The sequence below is a fragment of the Nonomuraea sp. CX421 genome, from assembly GCF_059358955.1.
Genome location: NZ_JCADBK010000008.1, coordinates 312,594 through 328,421, shown reverse-complemented (window position 1 = coordinate 328,421; position 15,828 = coordinate 312,594). Strand labels below are relative to the sequence as shown.

The window sequence follows — 15,828 nt, the reverse complement described above, 5'->3', positions numbered from 1 at the left end:
CGAGGCCGTCATCGCCGAGAAGCCCGAGAAGACCCCTGCCGCTCCCGCCATGCCCGGCGGCGGCGACATGGACTTCTAGCCGCCGCCACCCCTCGGCCCGGAGGCTCCCGGCCGGCCTGACCTCGCGCTCTACTCACCGGAGGCGGCCGGCCGGCGGCCCCCGCGCAGCAGGAAGGCGGCGAGCACGCCACCTCCCACGACGGCCTGGACGACCACGGAGATGGCCGGCGAAGCCGCCGGGTCGGTCAACGCCGCCAGGGTGGGGAGGCAGCCGAGCAGCGCGAGATCGACGCCGGTCAGCGCCCAGATCACCGGCCCGGTCGGCAGGGCGCCGGCCGGCGTCTCGATGACCGGCTGCGCATGGTCGACGGGCGGTCGGCCGGCCATCCGCAGGGCCGCCGCGGCCAGCGCGGGAGCCAGGGCCGGGCCCAGCAGCCACCACGGACCGCCGGGAAGGACACCGGCCACCGCCAGGCCGGCCAGCGCGAGGCTGGACCACACCCCTGCCGTAAGGGCGGGCAGCAGCGCACGCGCGGCCATCAGGGCTCGCCCGTCCACGGCCAGCAACCGGGCCAGAGCGGGATTGTCGCCGTCCCGGCGCGCGCCGGTGACGAACACCACGGCGGCTGTCAGCGCCCCGCCCAGCAGGAGGCCGATCGACAGCGCGGACAGGCCTCCCGCGGCCTGCGCCGCCAGGGCGGGCAGCGCGGCGGAGCCGGCCAGCGCCGCCAGCCGTCCCGGACGTCTCCTGGCCCGCCGCCACTCCTGCCAGGCCGGCGCCACCGCCCTTCCCCATCCGCCCAGGACGGCGAACCGGGGCCAGCGACGGGAGCCCAGCACCCGTCCGCGCCAGTGGTCGTCCTCCGCGGCCCAGGTCAGCGCGCCGGGATCCAGGATGACCGCGGCCGAGATCACCCGCCCGCTCCTGACCGAAGAGCTGAGGATCCGCCGAGCGGGGATGCGGTCGAGCGCCGCCCACGCCCGCCGCAGCAGCACGGCCGCCCCGGCGGCCACCAGGCCGGCCGCCGAAACGGCCAGGCCGGCGGGCGCGCCGGCGACGGCGGTGAGGGCCTGCCGGGCAACGCCACCGCCCAGGACGGCCACCAGCACGGCCACCAGCACGATGCCGGTGATCGCCACCTTCAGCCAGGAATCCCACGCTCCGGAGGCCTGGGCGAGCACCGCCGCCGCCATGCCTCCCGCGCTCGCGCCGACGCCCAGCACGAGTGCCGCGACCAGGCGGAGGACGAGGTCGTCCGGTGCGCCGAACGCCGACAGCGCGGCCAGGCCGAGCACCGTGCCGCCCGCGACCGCGATCACCAGCAGGGCCGCCACCGCTCTGCCCAGCACCGAGCGGCGCGGCAGCGGAGACAGCACCAGCCAGGCGGCGTCGGCGGCGGGCAGCACGACGGGGCCCAGGAGACGGGCCAGGGCGAGATAACCCGCGTAGGCGACCATGACCAGCGCGAGCGCCGCGCCCAGCCGCGCGGGATCGACCCCGGTCGCCAGCCCGCGCACGGTCGCGACGAAAGGCCGACCCAGCAGCGCCACGGCGAGGGCCGCCCCGAACACCATGGCGTACCGATCCGACCAGCTCATCGGCCGTCCCCGGCGGGAACGCAGATAGGCGCGCGCGGGATTCACGACGCGGCTTCCAGCGTGATCAGGCGAGCCCCGGTGGCCGTCGCGAGCCGCAGGTCATGCGTCGCCATGACCACCGTGCCCCCATCGCCGGCATAGCCCCTCAGGATCGCGGCGAGGCGTGCCCGGAACGCCGTGTCCAGCCCGCGCTCCGGCTCGTCCAGCAGCAACAGCCGGCTCGGCCGGAGCAGCGCCATCGCCAGTGACAGCCGTTGCCGCTGCCCGGTGGAGAGGGTCAGCGGGGACAGGTCGGCACGTCCTCGCAGCTCGAACGTGTCCAGCGCCTCCCCCACCGTCAGACGGGCGTCCCGGTGGACGGCGCGCATCAGCTCCAGATGCTCCTTGACGCTCAGCCCCGGATACCAGGCCGGCTCGTCGGCGACCAGCGCGACCCGCTCCCAGAATCCGGCGGCGTCGACCGGAGGTCCGCCGAGGACCTCGATCCGGCCGCGAAGCGGCGGGCGCAGACCGGCCAGGCAGCGCAGCAGCGTCGACTTGCCCACGCCGTTCTCCCCCACCACGGCGACGACCTCGCCCGCCGCGGCCACGAGGCCGACATCGCGCAGCACGGGGGTGTCCCCCAGCTCCACTTCGACGCCGTGCGCAGCGATGATCATCTCTGACATGGCCCGAGCCTACGCGCCCCGCTCGTCACTCGCGGAGCTCGCGGTCCGTGGCGCGGAGCTCGACCTGGGGGGAGCGTGACGACGGTTGGTCCGGCGTGGGCCGGCAGCGGCCGTTCACATGCGGGCCGAGGAAGGCCCCAACCACGTCCTTGACGGCCGACGGAGGTCAAACGGCCGTGAGGATAGGGTGAGGCGTGTGACGACGTTCCGGATCAGCGAAGCCGCCACACTGCTCGGAGTCAGCGCCGACACCGTCCGCCGCTGGGTCGACGCGGGCCGCCTGCCGGCCGAGCGAGACGAGCACGGCCACCGGCGGGTCGGCGGCGCCGACCTGGCCGCCTTCGCCCGATCCCAGATCGACGCGGCCGACAGCGGCCGCTCGTCGGCGCGCAACCGGTTCCGCGGGATCGTCACCGAGGTGATCAGGGACGAGGTGATGGCGCAGGTGGAGATCGCCGCAGGCCCCTTCCGGGTGGTGTCGCTGATGAGCCGTCAGGCCGCCGACGAGCTGCGCCTGGAGCCAGGAGTGGTGGCGGACGCCGTGATCAAGTCCACCAACGTCGTCGTGGAGATCCCCGACCACTCACGCGTGCCCAGCGGCCACTGAGCAGCCGTCTGCGGACGGTCACCTGCTCGGCGACGTAGTCAGCCAGGACCGGGTCGATGAACCGCAACGTCAGGAAGTGGATGCCGTCAGTGTGGATCTTGCGGAGTTTGGCGACGGTCGACAGCAACAGGTCGAGCTGTTCCAGGGAGTCGGGCATGCGCGGGAGTGGTCGTCCTCGATCAGCGTCGGCCACGGCCGGGCCGGTTCGCCGGCGGCGTCGATCACCCAGATGTCCAGCTCGGTGTGGTCGGCCTGTCAGATCTGGTTCGGCTTGGCCGCTTCACGACGATGCACCAGGTCATACACCTCCCGGTACTTTTTCTACCCTCCAGCGCGAGCGTCACCAGTGCGGGGTCGAGCTTCCTGACGATGGCGTACACCGCCGAGTAGCCCGGGACGGGCCGGCGGCCCGCCCGGCCGGCGCGATGGGCCTGGCACTCGCCCGGGTCAGGGACGAGGTGTTCGGGCAGGCCGCCCGCGACGGCGGCACGGTCACCATGGCGGGTCGCTGACCGCCGTCACGGCAGCTGAATCGAGCTTCGGTGGGTGCGTATCGCCGGCGAACGCCTTTACGTTGTAGATTCATCGGGTGGGGCCAGCAGGCCGGCGATCGCCTTCCGCAGGCGGGCCGAGCGTCCGGCGAGGGTCCTGGCCGTCAGCAGCGGCAGGATCACCTGATAGCGGTCCGACCTGCCGAGCGCCCCGAAACGCGCGGCGGCCTCCGGGCAGTCCGCCAGCGCCTCGGCCAGGTCGGGCGGGACGGTGGCCTCGCGCTGGGAGGGATAGGCGGCCGCCCAGCGGCCGTCGGCCTGGGCGGCGGCGACCTCCGCCAGGCCGGGCGGCCGCATGCGCCCGGCGGCGGACAGCCTCTCGACATGGCCGACGTTCACCCGCGACCAGGGGCTGCCCTTGCGGCGGCGCGAGTAGCGCTGCAGGAAGCAGTGCTGATCATGGGACCTGCGCTGGCCGTCGATCCAGCCGTAGCACAGCGCCACCTCCAGCGCCTGCCCGACCGTGACCGTGGAGAGCGCCGACCCCTTCTTGGCGATCCTCAGCCAGACCCCTCCCTCGGTCTCGTGATGCTCGGCCAGCCACGCCTCCCACTGGGCGGCGTCCGCGAAGAGTCTCATCGGCCCAGCATCTCCAGGTAGTGCGGGTTGTACATGATGCCCAGCACGTTGCCGAACGGGTCGATCACGGCGGCGGTGACGAACCCCGCGCCGCGCTCGGTGAGCGGCAGGTACGGCGTCGCCCCCATGGACGACAACCGGTCCAGTGCGGCCTGGACGTCGTCGACGTGCCAGTGCATGACCACGCCCCCGGGTTCCCTGGGCAGCTCCGGCGGGGCGTAGCTCCGGTCGATGAGGCCGAGCTCGGCCTGGTGGTCGCCGATCCGGAACTCGTAGTAGCCGGCCGGCAGGCCGTTGCCGGGGCGCTCGAAGTACGGCTCGACGCCCAGCAAGTCGGTGTACCACTTCTTGGCCGCCTCCAGGTCGTCGGCCCAGAAGTTGATGGTGGCCGGTCCTCGCAACATGTGTCGCTCCCTTCCTCACCCCGAACATTAGGAGCCATTGCGGAACGTTCGCTTCCGCGATACGCGGGAATCCGCTCTAATTCCGGACCGGGTGGGCCGGGCCTCGTCTCACTGCTGCCCCACGGCGGCCGGGCGCCGATGGCGAGCAGCCCCCGCCTCGCGGGCGCTCAGCGGCCGAACGTGCGCCGGTACGCGACGGGGGTGGTGCCCAGGGCGCGGTGGAACCTGCGCCGGAGGTTGACCGCGGAGGACAGGCCGACGCGGGCGGCGATCGTCTCGACCGGCAGATCGGTCTCCTCCAGCAGGGCCTGGGCCGCCGCGACGCGCCGCGCGAGCAGCCACCGTCCCGGGCTGACGCCGAGCTGGTCGGCGAACCTGCGGGCCAGCGTGCGCGCGGAGACCCCGGCGCGGGCGGCGAGCCGGTCGACGGTGAGGGGCTCGGGCAGCCGTTCGGCGGCCCAGTCGAGCAGGGGCCCCAGCGAGTCGGCCGGCCGGGCGGCCGGGGGCACGGCGGCGTACTGCGACTGGCCGCCCTCCCGGTGCGGCGGCATCACCATGTGCCGGGCGACCTGAGCGGCGTAGGCGGCTCCGTGGTCGGTGCGGACCAGGTGCAGGCACAGGTCGATGCCGGCGGCGGTGCCGGCGCTGGTGGCCACGTCGCCCAGATCGGCGTAGAGGCTGTCGGCGTCGACGTCGACGAGCGGGAAGCGGTCTTTCAGCTCGGCGGCCATCCGCCAGTGCGTGGTCGCCCGGCGGTGGTCGAGCAGCCCCGTCTGGGCCAGCAGGAAGGCGCCGGAGCAGATCGCGACCAGGCGGGCGCCGCGCCCGTGGGCCCGGAGCAGCGCGTCGAGGACGGCCGGCGGCGCGGGCTCGAGGGGCCGCTGCCAGCCCGGGATCACGACGGTGCCGGCGTGGTCCAGCGCCGCCAGCCCCGAGGTCACCGCCATGTCGTAGCCGGCCAGGGTGGGCACCGCGCCGGGGTGTTCGGCGCAGACCTGGAAGTCGTAGGGGGCCGGCAGCCCGGGACGGCGCACCCCGAAGACCTCGGCGGCGCACGCCAGCTCGAACGTGGACTGCGGCGGCAGCGCGAGCGCGACGACCCGGTGAGCTCTCATGGCAGGAAAGTACCCGAGGATGTCAATCCGGTCACTGTGCCCGAGGGTCTCCCCCGGCCACGATGGGAGTCATGGAACACGACGACATGCAGATCCTGAACGTCGACGACGTCGAGGCCGTCGAGATCGTCCCCGGAATCGTCCGGCGCCGGCTCCCCGCCACCGAGTGGTCCCGCGGCTGGATGTACGACTTCGCGCCGGGCGCCGAATGGCCGGAGGTGGACGTGCACGACGGGGAGGAGCGCTACTACGTCGTCTCGGGAGAGTTCGTCGACAGGGGGCACCGGCTCGGGCCTGGCAGTTACGTGGTGTTCGCTCCGGGCAGCACGCACCGGCCGCGCACCGAGACGGGAGCGCGCATGCTCGGCATCAGCATCCCCGCGCGCTGAGCCGTCTCGCACCCTAGGAGGACGAGGGTTCCTTGTCGGCCACGTCCCCCAGGGGGATGCCACGGAAGCTGAGCAGCATGAGCAGGGCGCAGCCTCCGGTGAGGGCGATGTCGGCGACGTTGCCGACGAACAGGCCGCCGTAGTCGATGAAGTCGACGACATGGCCCTGGGCGAAGCCGGGCGACCAGAACTTGGCGGCCTGATCGGCCAGAAGCACCACCCCGGCCAGCGCCAGCATCCACGCGTACGGCCGCGATCCTCGTCTCGTCTCCTGCGAACCGTGTCCGACCGACACCCGTACCTCACAATCGGCGATCTTCTTACGCCGAATCTACCGAAACCACCTGTCCACTGCCCTTTACATTGTAGATTCTTAAGGTGGGAGGCCGATTCACCCCTCAGATCGAGGCGCACCTGTCACCGGCTACCGGAGATCGGCCGGGCTACCGGCTCTCCTCCAGCCGGGCGCGGTCCACCTTGCCCGTCGGGTTGCGCGGCACGGCCGGCACGAACACGACATCCCTCGGCACCTTGTAACCGGCCAGTTCGCTGCGGACGGCCCGCTTGAGCTCGTCCGCCGAGGGCGTCGCGTCCGGCGCCGGCACCACGTAGGCCGCCAGGCGCTGGCCGTACTCGTCGTCGGGCACCCCGAGCACGGCCACGTCGGCGACCTGTGGATGCCGGGCGAGCAGGTCCTCGACCTCCTGCGGGAAGACGTTCTCTCCCCCGGAGACGATCATGTCGTCCTCGCGGCCGTCGATGAACAGCCGGCCTTGCTCGTCGCGGTGCCCGAGGTCGCCGGTGCTCAGCAGCCCGTCGAAGGACGGCTCGGCCTCGCCGCCCTCGCCGCCCGTGTAGCCGCCGAAGGTGACGCCGCCGCCCACGAACACCCTGCCGACCGTGCCCGCCGCGAGTTCCTCGCCGCCGGGGCCGGCGACGCGCACCGTGGTCCCGCGTGAGAGACGTCCCACCGTGCCCGGCGCCTCACGCAGATCGGCGGGGGTGGCGATGGTCGCCCAGCCGGCCTCGGTGGAGCCGTACAGGCTGTAGAGGACATCGCCGTACGCGCGTGTGAACGCCTCGGCGAGGTCGGGCCGCAGCGCGGACCCGCCGGAGATCACCGCGCGCAGGTGCGGCAGCGGGCGCGGTTCGCAGGCCAGCAGGCGCCCCAGCATGACCGGCACGGCCACCATCGCGCCGGCCCGGTGCCGCTCCAGCGCGTCCAGTACGGCCTCGGGCTCGAACCGCCGCATGAGCACGACGGGACAGCCCAGCACCAACGCCACGCCGTACCAGAGCAGCCCGAGACCGTGGAACAGCGGCGGCGCGACCAGCATCGGCTCACCGGAGCGCAGCGGCACGGTGGCGAGCATCGAGATGAACGGCTCGGCCAGCGCGGTCAGGGACAACCGTCGCGGGGCGCCCTTGGGCGTGCCGGTCGTCCCGGAGGTGAGCAGCACCAGGCGGCCCGGCCGGCGCGGCGCCGGCGGCTCGTCCGCCCCGGCGGAGGCGATCAGCTCGTCCAGGTCGCCGGTCTGATGGCCGTCGAAGCCGGTGGGCGGCAGGCCGGGCGCCGCGATCAGCGTGTGGACGCCCTCGCGCCCCAGCACGTCGCGCAGCGCGGGCCCGGCCAGGCCGGTGTTGAGCGGCAGCAGGTCCGCGCCCAGGCGGGAGACGGCCGCCATCGCCTCGACGAAGCCCCGGTGGTTGGGCCACATGACCGCGACCGTGTGACCGGGCCGCACGCCGAACCGATCGTGCAGCGCCGAGGCGAGCGCCGCGGCCCTGCGGTCGAGCTCGGCGAACGTCAGCCGCCCTTCGTCGTCGAGGATGGCCGGGCGGTCCGGCCAGCGAGCGGCGGCGACGGCCACTCCGGCGGCCGGGGTGACGTCGTAGCGCCGGTAGGCGGCGATCATCCTGGCCAGCCTGTCGGGCGGCTCGGGACGCAGCAACCCGTTGCGCCAGAACGTCTCCACCGCCTCGGCGCCGAAGCCGCACAGTTCCGCCAGTCTGCTGGTCATCACGGACGGGACCTTTCCTCCAGGGGACGGACCTTCAGGGTGCTACCCAGGGCCATGGACCCTATGAGGCACGACGCCCGTTCTCAACGCCCCTCCTGGTCTCCGTGCTGGTCTCCGTGCTGGTCTTGCTGGTCTTCGTGCTGGTCCTGGCGCTCGATCCGGCGCTCGTCGCGGCGACCGGCCCGGCGCTGCCGGCTCCTGCGCCAGCGGCGCAGCAGGGTGGTGACGACGGGCACCCGGGGCGGCTGTGGCGGCTTGGCGACCTTCAACCTCCTGGCGCCCTCATACACGGCCGCCGAAGCCTCGGCCGGTTCCACCCCCGCGAACACCAGGACGTCGATGGCGACCATGTCCAGGGCCGCGACCGCGTCCCGGCCGCTGGCCTCGGCTTCGAGGCGTTCCACGTCGAGCGCGGTGATGGCGTCCAGGGCCCGGTCGGCGGCGTGCTGCCGTTCGGCGCGGCTGCCGAGGCCCGCGGACAGGTCACGCAGGATGTCGGCGAGGTGGGCGATGCTCGGCGCCAGCGCGAGACGCTCGTCCTGGTCGGCGGCCAGCGCCGTGCGCGCGAGCATGAAGCAGCTCCCGCCGAGCATGTCGAGGTAGCCGGCGTTCTCCCGCTCCTGCACCAACGGCGCGGCCCGGACCCGCCAGGTCACGGTGTACTGCGTCACCATCGAGCTGACGTGCCGCGCCTTGCCCACCTCGGCGAGCCGGTCGATCAGGTCGCGCAGCTGGTTCATCGCCCGGTCACCGGCCTCGCCCCCGTCGCCGCTCATCGCGCTGGAGGTGAGTTCGAGACCGTCGGCCATCTTCTCCAGCGCCTCGGCCTCCGCCCGCCGCAGCAGCGCGACGGGCTCGGGAGCGAACAGCAGCTGGCTGAAGACGAGCGCGACCCCGGCGCCGATCAGCGCGTCGATGAGGCGGCTCGACCCCATCATCGCCTCGGCCGAGGCGATGGTCAGGATCGCGCCGGCGGCGGCCTGGCCGACCACCAGCCGGCTCCCGCCGAGGGCACGGGCCGTGGCCGTCGCGAGGAAGATGGACAGGGCCAGGCTCACGTAGCCGCTCCCCAGACGCGCCAGCATCAGCTCACCGGCCACGATGCCGAGCACCACGCCGGTGAGCAGGCGCACGGACTGCAGCCCGCGCTCCCCCGGCGCGGTGTTGAGCGCGACCACGGCGGCGATCGGCGCGAAGAACGGATCCTGGTGATCACCGAGGCGGTTCGCGATCACCCACGCGAGCGTGGCGGCGGCGGTCTGCTGCAGCAGCGTCCACGCGTTCGCCACCAGACGACGCCAGGCCTTGGCCAGGGCCTTCAGGAGCCGCTCCCACAGCTCGGCGGCGGAAGGGACGCGCGGGACTCGCATCCGCGGGCGTGGCGGTCAGACCTGGAGGTCGACGACGACCTTGACGTCGTCGGGATGCTTGTGCAGCCCGTCGGCGAAGTCGCGCATCGGGACCCGTCTGGTGATCATCCGCGTCAGCCAGCCGCGGTCGGCCTTGCTCAGGGCGTCGGCGGCCTGCTCGAAGTTGCGGCGGGAGGCGTTGACCGAGCCGAACACCACCGTGTTCTTCAGCACCATCTGCTTGTTGATCTCGTCGAGCCGGGCCTCGGCCGGGTGCGCCGCGGGCATGATGCCGAGCAGGCAGATCACCGCGTCGGGCGCGACCCGCTCGGCCAGCCCGAAGACGAGCGGCCCGTGACCGGTGCACTCCATGACCACGTCGGGAACGACGTCCAGATCGCCGAGCTCCCCCACGTGGAAGGCGGCGCCCAGGTCGGTGGCCAGCCGCCGTCTGGGGCCCCGGTCGTGGAGGTCGAGGACGTGCACCTCAAGGCCGCGCTGGACGCCCATCAACGCGGCCAGCAGGCCGATCGGCCCGGCGCCGGTCACCAGGGCGACCTTGGGCCGCCAGGTGGCGCGGCTGAAGATGCGCTCGGTCTGCTCCCAGGCCTTGGCCAGCACGGACGCGGGCTCCACCAGCACTCCGCAGTCGCCGAGCCCGGGGTTCAGCTTGATCGCGTACTGGGTGTCGACCACCCAGCGCTGCGAGCCGTACCCGTCGAGTTCCTTGATGCCGCGCTCGGTGTAGAGGCCGTTGCGGCAGAAGTCCGGCTCGCCGTTCCCGCACGGTTCGCACGGGACGGGATCAGGACGCCGCACCATGCCGGCGACCAGGTCGCCGGGGGCGAACGGGGTGCCCGGCGGCGCCTGGATCACGGTCCCGAGCGACTCGTGGCCGATCACCAGCCGCTCCCGGCCCGGTGGCGGCCAGCCGTAGTCGTGGCCCTCGACGATGTCGGTGTCGGTGCCGCAGATGCCGAGGAGCCTGCCCTCCACCAGCAGGTCGTCAGGGCCCGGCGTCGGCTCGTCGAGGTCGCTGACCCGCACCTGGTCGGGCCGGCCCGGAATCACCGTGATCGCCTTCATCGAATCTCCTTGTGGCTGGAGACCCCGTCCTTCGGGGCGGGGAGGAAAGCCGGAACAATGCCATCAAATCGAACAGGTGTCCGAGATTTGGCGGATCTTGCGATACGGTGTGCGGCGTGGCGCAGATCGTGAAGCGGGCCTACAAGTACCGCTTCCACCCGACCCCCGAGCAGGCTTCCGAGCTTGCCCGGACGTTCGGCTGCGTCCGCCTGGTCTACAACAAGGCGCTTGAAGAGCGGACCCGGGCCTTCCGGCTGGAGGGGCGCGGTGTCTCCTATGAGGAGTCGTCGGCGCTGCTGACGGCGTGGAAGCGCTCTGCGGAGTTGCGCTTTCTGGGCGAGGTGTCGTGTGTTCCGTTGCAGCAGGCGTTGCGTCATCTTCAGGCGGCGTTCGCCGGTTTCTTCGCCAAACGGGCCGGATACCCGGTGTACAAGTCCCGTAAGAAATCGCGGCTGAGCGCCGAATACACCCGTTCGGGCTTTCGCTGGCGCGACGGTTCGCTGACGTTGGCGAAGATGGGCGAGCCGCTGGACATCGTGTGGTCGCGGCCCCTGCCTGAGAGGGCTGAGCCGTCCACGGTGACCGTGTCGAAGGATGCGGCCGGACGCTGGTTCGTGTCCATCCTGGTCGAGGAGAAGATCGCCCCGCTGCCCCCGGTCGCACAGGTGGTGGGAGTGGATGCGGGGATCACCGCTCTGCTCACGTTGTCGACCGGGGAGAAGATCGTCAACCCGCGTCATGAGCGGGTCGACCGCAGGCGGCTGGCCCGTGCTCAGCGGGAGCTGGCCCGTAAGGAGAAGGGCTCGGCCAACCGGGCCAGGGCCCGGCTGCAGGTGGCCCGCGTGCACGCGCGGATCGCCGACCGCAGACGCGACTTCCTGCACAAGGTCACTACACGGCTTGTTCGCGAAACTCAAGTGATCGCCGTGGAAGACCTGACCGTCCGCAACATGATCCGCAACCGGAGCCTGGCGCGCGCCATCTCCGATGCCTCCTGGCGGGAACTGCGCGGCATGCTGGAGTACAAAAGCCGCTGGTACGGGCGGCGGCTCGTGGTGGTCGACCGGTGGTTTCCCTCCTCCAGGCTGTGCTCTGTGTGCGGGACACTCCAGCCGTCCATGCCGCTGAACGTCCGGACCTGGGTATGCGCCTGCGGCGCCTCCCATGACCGGGACGTCAACGCGGCCAGGAACATCCTCGCCGCCGGGCCGGCGGAGAGCTGAAACGCCTGCGGAGCCGATGTAAGACCTCAAAGGAAGTTCCTTTCCTGGCGGGCGACCGGCGATGAAACAGGAAACCTCACGGGCGACCGTGAGAATCCCCCTCGTTCACGAAGGGGAGGAGGTCAACTCGCCGTCTTCCTGTCTCGGGCTGCCCGCCGTGGCGCGGGGCCGGTCTCCCGAGCGCATCTACCCGCCGCAACACCCTCGATACGTATTGTGATAGTTCCTTACGAAGTCTTCGCTTTTCTCCATCTGCTGACCCTTGGAGCAACCTTGGCGGGACACGGCCGGGAAAGTCGCGGGCAGAGCCCCGTCTCCGGTGGACCCTGTGAGCGAGGAAGGGCCGCCGACGGACAGGGATGGCGATGGGACAACAGGCAGGGACCGCCCCGCTCGACGAGGCCGCCGCGCGTCGCGCGGGCCCCGGCAGGGCGCTCGCGGCGGACGCCGGGCGGATCGTCATGTGCGCTCTCGACATGGCCGAGCGCTTCCACCGCAAGGGCCGGCTGCTCACCTTCGGCGACGGGGCCGCGGCGGCCGACGCCGGGCATCTGGCCGTGGAGTTCACCCATCCGGTGATCGTGGGCAAGCGCGCGCTGCCCGCGATCTCGCTGGCCAACGACGCCGCGGCGGTGAGCGGCATCGCCGCCGCGAGCGGTTACGACTCCGTCTTCGCCACCCAGCTGCGCCTGCTGGGGCGTCCCGAGGACATCGCGGTCGGCTTCCTCACCGGCGACGGGTGCGGCAGCGTGCGCGCCGCGCTCGCCGCCGCCCGCGACCTGGGCATGCTGACGGTCGCCCTCACCACGAGCGCCCCGCCCGGCGGGGAGGCGTCCTCGCCGGGCGGGGCGCTCGCGGGCGCCGGGCACCCGGCACCGGGCGGCTCGGACGACGACGGCGTGGGCGGCCTGGAGATCGATCACGTGCTGCCCGCGCGGACCGGCGACCCACGGGTCGCGCGGGAGATCCACGTCACGATCTACCACGTCCTTTGGGAGCTGGTGCACGTGTTCTACGAGGATCCGGTGTTCTCCCTGACGCCGGCCGCCTGCCACGACGACGGCGGCTGCGTCACGTGCGCCGACACGGCGGTCCCGGTGCGGGTCACCGAGGTGCGTGACGGCGGGCTGGCCGTGGTCGACACCGGCTCCGGCACCGAGGAGATCAGCGTCGCGCTGGTCGAGGCGCGGGTCGGCGACGTGGTGCTGGTGCACGCCAAGGAGGCCATCGCGGTGCTCGGAGGTGACGGCGCGTGACCGGGACGCTCTACCCGTTCCTCGGCACCGGCCAGGTCACCGTCGAGGACGTGACCCGCTCCAGCGTGGAGAAGGCCGGCGAGAGCCTGGCGCTGCGGCTGCGGGTGCTCGAAGGGCTCGGCCCGGCGCTCGCGGCGTGCGCGGACGTGCTCGCCGCGGCCTTCCGGGCCGGGGGCAGGCTCTACACCTTCGGCAACGGCGGCAGCAGCACCGACGCGCAGTCCGTGGCCCAGCTGTTCCTGACGCCCGGCGCCGGCGGCCGGAGCCTGCCGGCGATGTCGCTGACCGGCGACGCCGCGCTGCTGACCGCGCTCGGCAACGACGTCGACTTCGACGTGATCTTCGCCCGCCAGCTGGCCGCCCTCGGCCGTCGCGGCGACGTCGCGCTGGGGCTGTCGACCAGCGGCGGGTCGGCGAACGTGCTGCGCGGCCTGGAGGAGGCGCGCCGCCGCGACCTGGTGACCGTCGGCTTCGCCGGGTCGGGTGGCGGGCGGATGGCCGAGGAGGGCCTCGCCGACCACCTGTTCGTCATCCCCTCCTCGTCGGTGCACCGCGTCCAGGAGGCCCAGACCACCGCCTGCCACGTGCTGTGGGAGCTGGTCCAGCGCTCACCGGCCGGGGCGTGACCGGCCGGGTCCGCTCGCGCATCCGGGTCGAGGGCATCGTGCAGGGCGTCGGCTTCCGGCCGTTCGTGCACGCGCTGGCCTCCCGGTACGGCCTGGCGGGCCTGGTCGGCAACGACGCCACCGGGGTGTTCATCGAGGCGGAGGGCCCGCCGGCCGCGGTGACCGCACTGGTCGAGGCGGTGCGCGAGCGGGCGCCCGCGCTGGCCGTGGTGGAACGCGTCAGCGTGACCGCGGTCGCGCCGACCGGAGCCCGGGGCTTCGAGATCGCGCCCAGCGTGGCCGGCGGGACCCGGCGGACGCTGGTCCCCGCGGACGTGGCGACCTGCGACGACTGCCTGGCCGAGCTGTTCGACCCGGCCGATCGCCGCTACCGGTATCCGTTCGTCAACTGCACGAACTGCGGGCCTCGGTTCACGATCATCACCGGGATGCCGTACGACAGGGGCTCGACCACCATGGCGGGCTTCCCTCTGTGCCCGGAGTGCGCGGCGGAGTACCGGGACCCCGGTGACCGGCGCTTCCACGCCCAGCCGGTGTGCTGCCCCGCCTGCGGCCCGGCCCTCACCCTGCGCACACCGGACGGGGCTCGGCTGCCCGGTGATCCCGTCGCGGTGGCGACGGCCTGGCTCGCGGGCGGCGCGGTCGTGGCGGTCAAGGGGCTCGGCGGCTACCATCTGGCCGCCGACGCCGCCGACGAGACGGCCGTCGCGACGCTGCGGGCCCGCAAGCGCCGCGCGGACAAGGCGTTCGCGGTGATGGCCGCGGATCTGGCCGCCGCGCGCGAGCTGTGCGAGGTGGACGACGCCTCGGCGGCGCTGCTGACCGGCCCGCGCCGGCCCATCGTGCTGCTGCCCCGCCGGGCGGGCGCGCCGGTCGCGCCCTCGGTCGTGCCCGACGGCCCCGACCTGGGCGTGCTGCTGCCCTACACGCCGCTGCACCACCTGCTCGCCCGGGAGTCCGCCCGGCCGTACGTGCTGACCAGCGGCAACCTGTCCGACGAGCCGATCGCGCACGACGACGAGGACGCGCGGCGGCGGCTGGGCGCGATCGCCGACGCCTTCCTGTGCCACGACCGGCCGATCCACACGCCCGCCGACGACTCGGTGGTGCGGGCCTTCCGGGGAGCGGCGCTGCCGATCCGCCGGGCCCGCGGGCACGCCCCCGAACCGCTCACCCTGCCCCTCGCCGCCGCGCGCCCGGTGCTGGCCTGCGGAGCCGCGCTCAAGAGCACGTTCTGCCTGGTCAGGGGCCGGCACGCGTTCGTGTCGCAGCATCTCGGCGATCTGGAGAGCCACGAGACGCTGCGCGCGTACACGACCGGGATCGAGCGCCTCCGGCGGCTGCTCGGCGTCGAGCCGGAGGTCGTCGCCCACGACGCGCACCCTGACTACCCGTCCACGACGTACGCGCTCGGCCTCGACGGGGTGGAGCTCGTCGAGGTCCAGCACCATCATGCCCACATCGCCTCCTGCCTGGCCGACAACGGCGAGGCGGGGCCGGTCATCGGCGTCGCGTTCGACGGCACGGGCCACGGCTCCGACGGCACCGTCTGGGGCGGCGAGTTGCTGGTGGCGTCCCTCACCGGCTTCCGCAGGGCCGGGCACCTGGAGCCGGTGCCGATGCCGGGCGGTGTCACGGCCATCCGGCAGCCGTGGCGGATGGCGGCCGCCTTCCTGCACGCGGCGGCCGAGCCGGCGGACGGGCTGGACGTGGCCCGCCGCAACGCGGCCCGCTGGCCGGCGGTGGCCGCGCTCGCCGCTCTCGGCGGTCGCGGCGTGCCCGTCACCTCCAGCGCCGGCCGGCTGTTCGACGCGGTAGCGGCGCTGCTCGGCCTGCGCGACGCCGTGACGTACGAAGGGCAGGCCGCGATGGCCCTGGAACATCGCGTGGACCCCGCCGTCCGGGACGGCTATCCCGTGACTGTGACCTCGTCCATGGCTGACGGACATCCTGCCGCCATGATCTCGCCCGTGATCGGCGGACGTCAGGCTGACGCGACCTCAACCGTGGGGATGCGCGGTGATCCTCCGGTGGTGGTGATCAGGAGCACCGACCTGGTCCGGGCCGTCGTCGGGGACCTGCGCCGGGGCACGAGGTCCGAAGTGATCGCAGCGAGGTTCCATTACGGGCTCGCGGCGGCGGTGGTGCGGGCGGTCCTGGTGGTCGCCGAGTCCACCGGCCTCGACACGGTCGCTCTGTCGGGCGGCGTGTTCGGCAACCTGGTCCTGCTCGGCGGCGTGACCGACGGCCTGCGCGGCCGCGGTCTCCGGGTGCTGACCCACCGCACGGTGCCCTGCAACGACGGCGGCGTCAGCCTCGGCCAGGCGGCGGTCGCCGCCGCCCGAACCTGACCGG

General features: G+C 73.2%; 15 protein-coding genes and 1 pseudogene. 6 read left to right on the top strand and 10 right to left on the bottom strand.

The genetic code is table 11. The features are described from left to right. Positions 1-129 precede the first annotated feature (129 nt). Together AC5L3X_RS18140 and ccmA are read right to left on the bottom strand one after the other, a co-directional pair. Positions 130-1,599, bottom strand: coding sequence for a DUF6297 family protein (locus AC5L3X_RS18140; RefSeq protein WP_494858196.1), 1,470 nt, complete (start codon positions 1,597-1,599; stop codon positions 130-132). 41 nt (positions 1,600-1,640) lie between these two features. Then, entirely contained in the window at positions 1,641-2,267 is a 627-nt protein-coding gene (ccmA, locus tag AC5L3X_RS18135) for a heme ABC exporter ATP-binding protein CcmA (RefSeq protein ID WP_494858195.1), read from the bottom strand. Positions 2,268-2,463: 196 nt separating this feature from the next. Between ccmA and AC5L3X_RS18130 the strand changes: the two genes are divergently transcribed. Beyond that, the gene (locus tag AC5L3X_RS18130) at positions 2,464-2,874 is read left to right on the top strand and encodes a TOBE domain-containing protein (RefSeq protein ID WP_189127633.1); all 411 of its coding nucleotides are present in this window, start codon (positions 2,464-2,466) and stop codon (positions 2,872-2,874) included. On the opposite strand, the gene AC5L3X_RS18125 is transcribed toward AC5L3X_RS18130, so the two are convergent. From AC5L3X_RS18125 to AC5L3X_RS18110, 4 genes are all read right to left on the bottom strand, one after another. Next, on the bottom strand, positions 2,813-3,031 hold the full coding sequence (locus tag AC5L3X_RS18125) for a Mu transposase C-terminal domain-containing protein (protein WP_494858193.1): 219 nt from the start codon (positions 3,029-3,031) through the stop codon (positions 2,813-2,815). The genes AC5L3X_RS18130 and AC5L3X_RS18125 overlap by 62 nt on opposite strands. A gap of 412 nt (positions 3,032-3,443) precedes the next feature. Further along, positions 3,444-4,004 (bottom strand): YdeI/OmpD-associated family protein, encoded by a 561-nt coding sequence (locus AC5L3X_RS18120; RefSeq protein ID WP_494858191.1) that lies wholly within the window; start codon positions 4,002-4,004, stop codon positions 3,444-3,446. After that, entirely contained in the window at positions 4,001-4,408 is a 408-nt protein-coding gene (locus AC5L3X_RS18115) for a VOC family protein (RefSeq protein ID WP_494858190.1), read from the bottom strand. The genes AC5L3X_RS18120 and AC5L3X_RS18115 overlap by 4 nt, the downstream gene beginning before the upstream one ends. A 167-nt stretch (positions 4,409-4,575) precedes the next feature. Further along, positions 4,576-5,523, bottom strand: a complete 948-nt coding sequence (locus tag AC5L3X_RS18110; RefSeq protein WP_494858189.1) for a helix-turn-helix domain-containing protein — start codon at positions 5,521-5,523, stop codon at positions 4,576-4,578. A 71-nt stretch (positions 5,524-5,594) separates the two neighbouring features. Between AC5L3X_RS18110 and AC5L3X_RS18105 the strand changes: the two genes are divergently transcribed. After that, positions 5,595-5,912 carry a cupin domain-containing protein gene (locus AC5L3X_RS18105; protein WP_494858187.1) on the top strand — a complete coding sequence of 106 codons (318 nt, stop codon included), beginning with the start codon at positions 5,595-5,597 and terminating at the stop codon, positions 5,910-5,912. A gap of 13 nt (positions 5,913-5,925) precedes the next feature. Here AC5L3X_RS18105 and AC5L3X_RS18100 read toward each other — a convergent pair whose 3' ends face one another. The 4 genes from AC5L3X_RS18100 to AC5L3X_RS18085 form a co-directional block, all read right to left on the bottom strand. Beyond that, complete coding sequence (locus AC5L3X_RS18100; protein ID WP_494858186.1) at positions 5,926-6,207, bottom strand: hypothetical protein; 282 nt, start codon at positions 6,205-6,207, stop codon at positions 5,926-5,928. Positions 6,208-6,355: 148 nt separating this feature from the next. Beyond that, entirely contained in the window at positions 6,356-7,933 is a 1,578-nt protein-coding gene (locus AC5L3X_RS18095) for an AMP-binding protein (RefSeq protein WP_494858185.1), read from the bottom strand. An 83-nt stretch (positions 7,934-8,016) separates the two neighbouring features. Continuing rightward, complete coding sequence (locus AC5L3X_RS18090; RefSeq protein ID WP_494858183.1) at positions 8,017-9,303, bottom strand: FUSC family protein; 1,287 nt, start codon at positions 9,301-9,303, stop codon at positions 8,017-8,019. 15 nt (positions 9,304-9,318) lie between these two features. Beyond that, entirely contained in the window at positions 9,319-10,368 is a 1,050-nt protein-coding gene (locus AC5L3X_RS18085; protein WP_494858181.1) for a glucose 1-dehydrogenase, read from the bottom strand. Positions 10,369-10,484: 116 nt separating this feature from the next. Here AC5L3X_RS18085 and AC5L3X_RS18080 point away from each other — a divergent pair. The 4 genes and pseudogenes from AC5L3X_RS18080 to hypF form a co-directional block, all read left to right on the top strand. Next, positions 10,485-11,679 (top strand): annotated as a pseudogene (locus AC5L3X_RS18080) (RNA-guided endonuclease InsQ/TnpB family protein); the annotation flags it as partial. Between the two features lie 277 nt (positions 11,680-11,956). Beyond that, positions 11,957-12,847: a HypC/HybG/HupF family hydrogenase formation chaperone gene (locus AC5L3X_RS18075; RefSeq protein WP_494858179.1), complete on the top strand. Its 891-nt coding sequence runs from the start codon at positions 11,957-11,959 to the stop codon at positions 12,845-12,847. Then, complete coding sequence (locus AC5L3X_RS18070; RefSeq protein WP_494858177.1) at positions 12,844-13,473, top strand: D-sedoheptulose-7-phosphate isomerase; 630 nt, start codon at positions 12,844-12,846, stop codon at positions 13,471-13,473. The genes AC5L3X_RS18075 and AC5L3X_RS18070 overlap by 4 nt, the downstream gene beginning before the upstream one ends. Further along, positions 13,470-15,824, top strand: coding sequence for a carbamoyltransferase HypF (gene hypF / locus AC5L3X_RS18065; protein WP_494858175.1), 2,355 nt, complete (start codon positions 13,470-13,472; stop codon positions 15,822-15,824). The genes AC5L3X_RS18070 and hypF overlap by 4 nt, the downstream gene beginning before the upstream one ends. Positions 15,825-15,828: the final 4 nt, after the last annotated feature.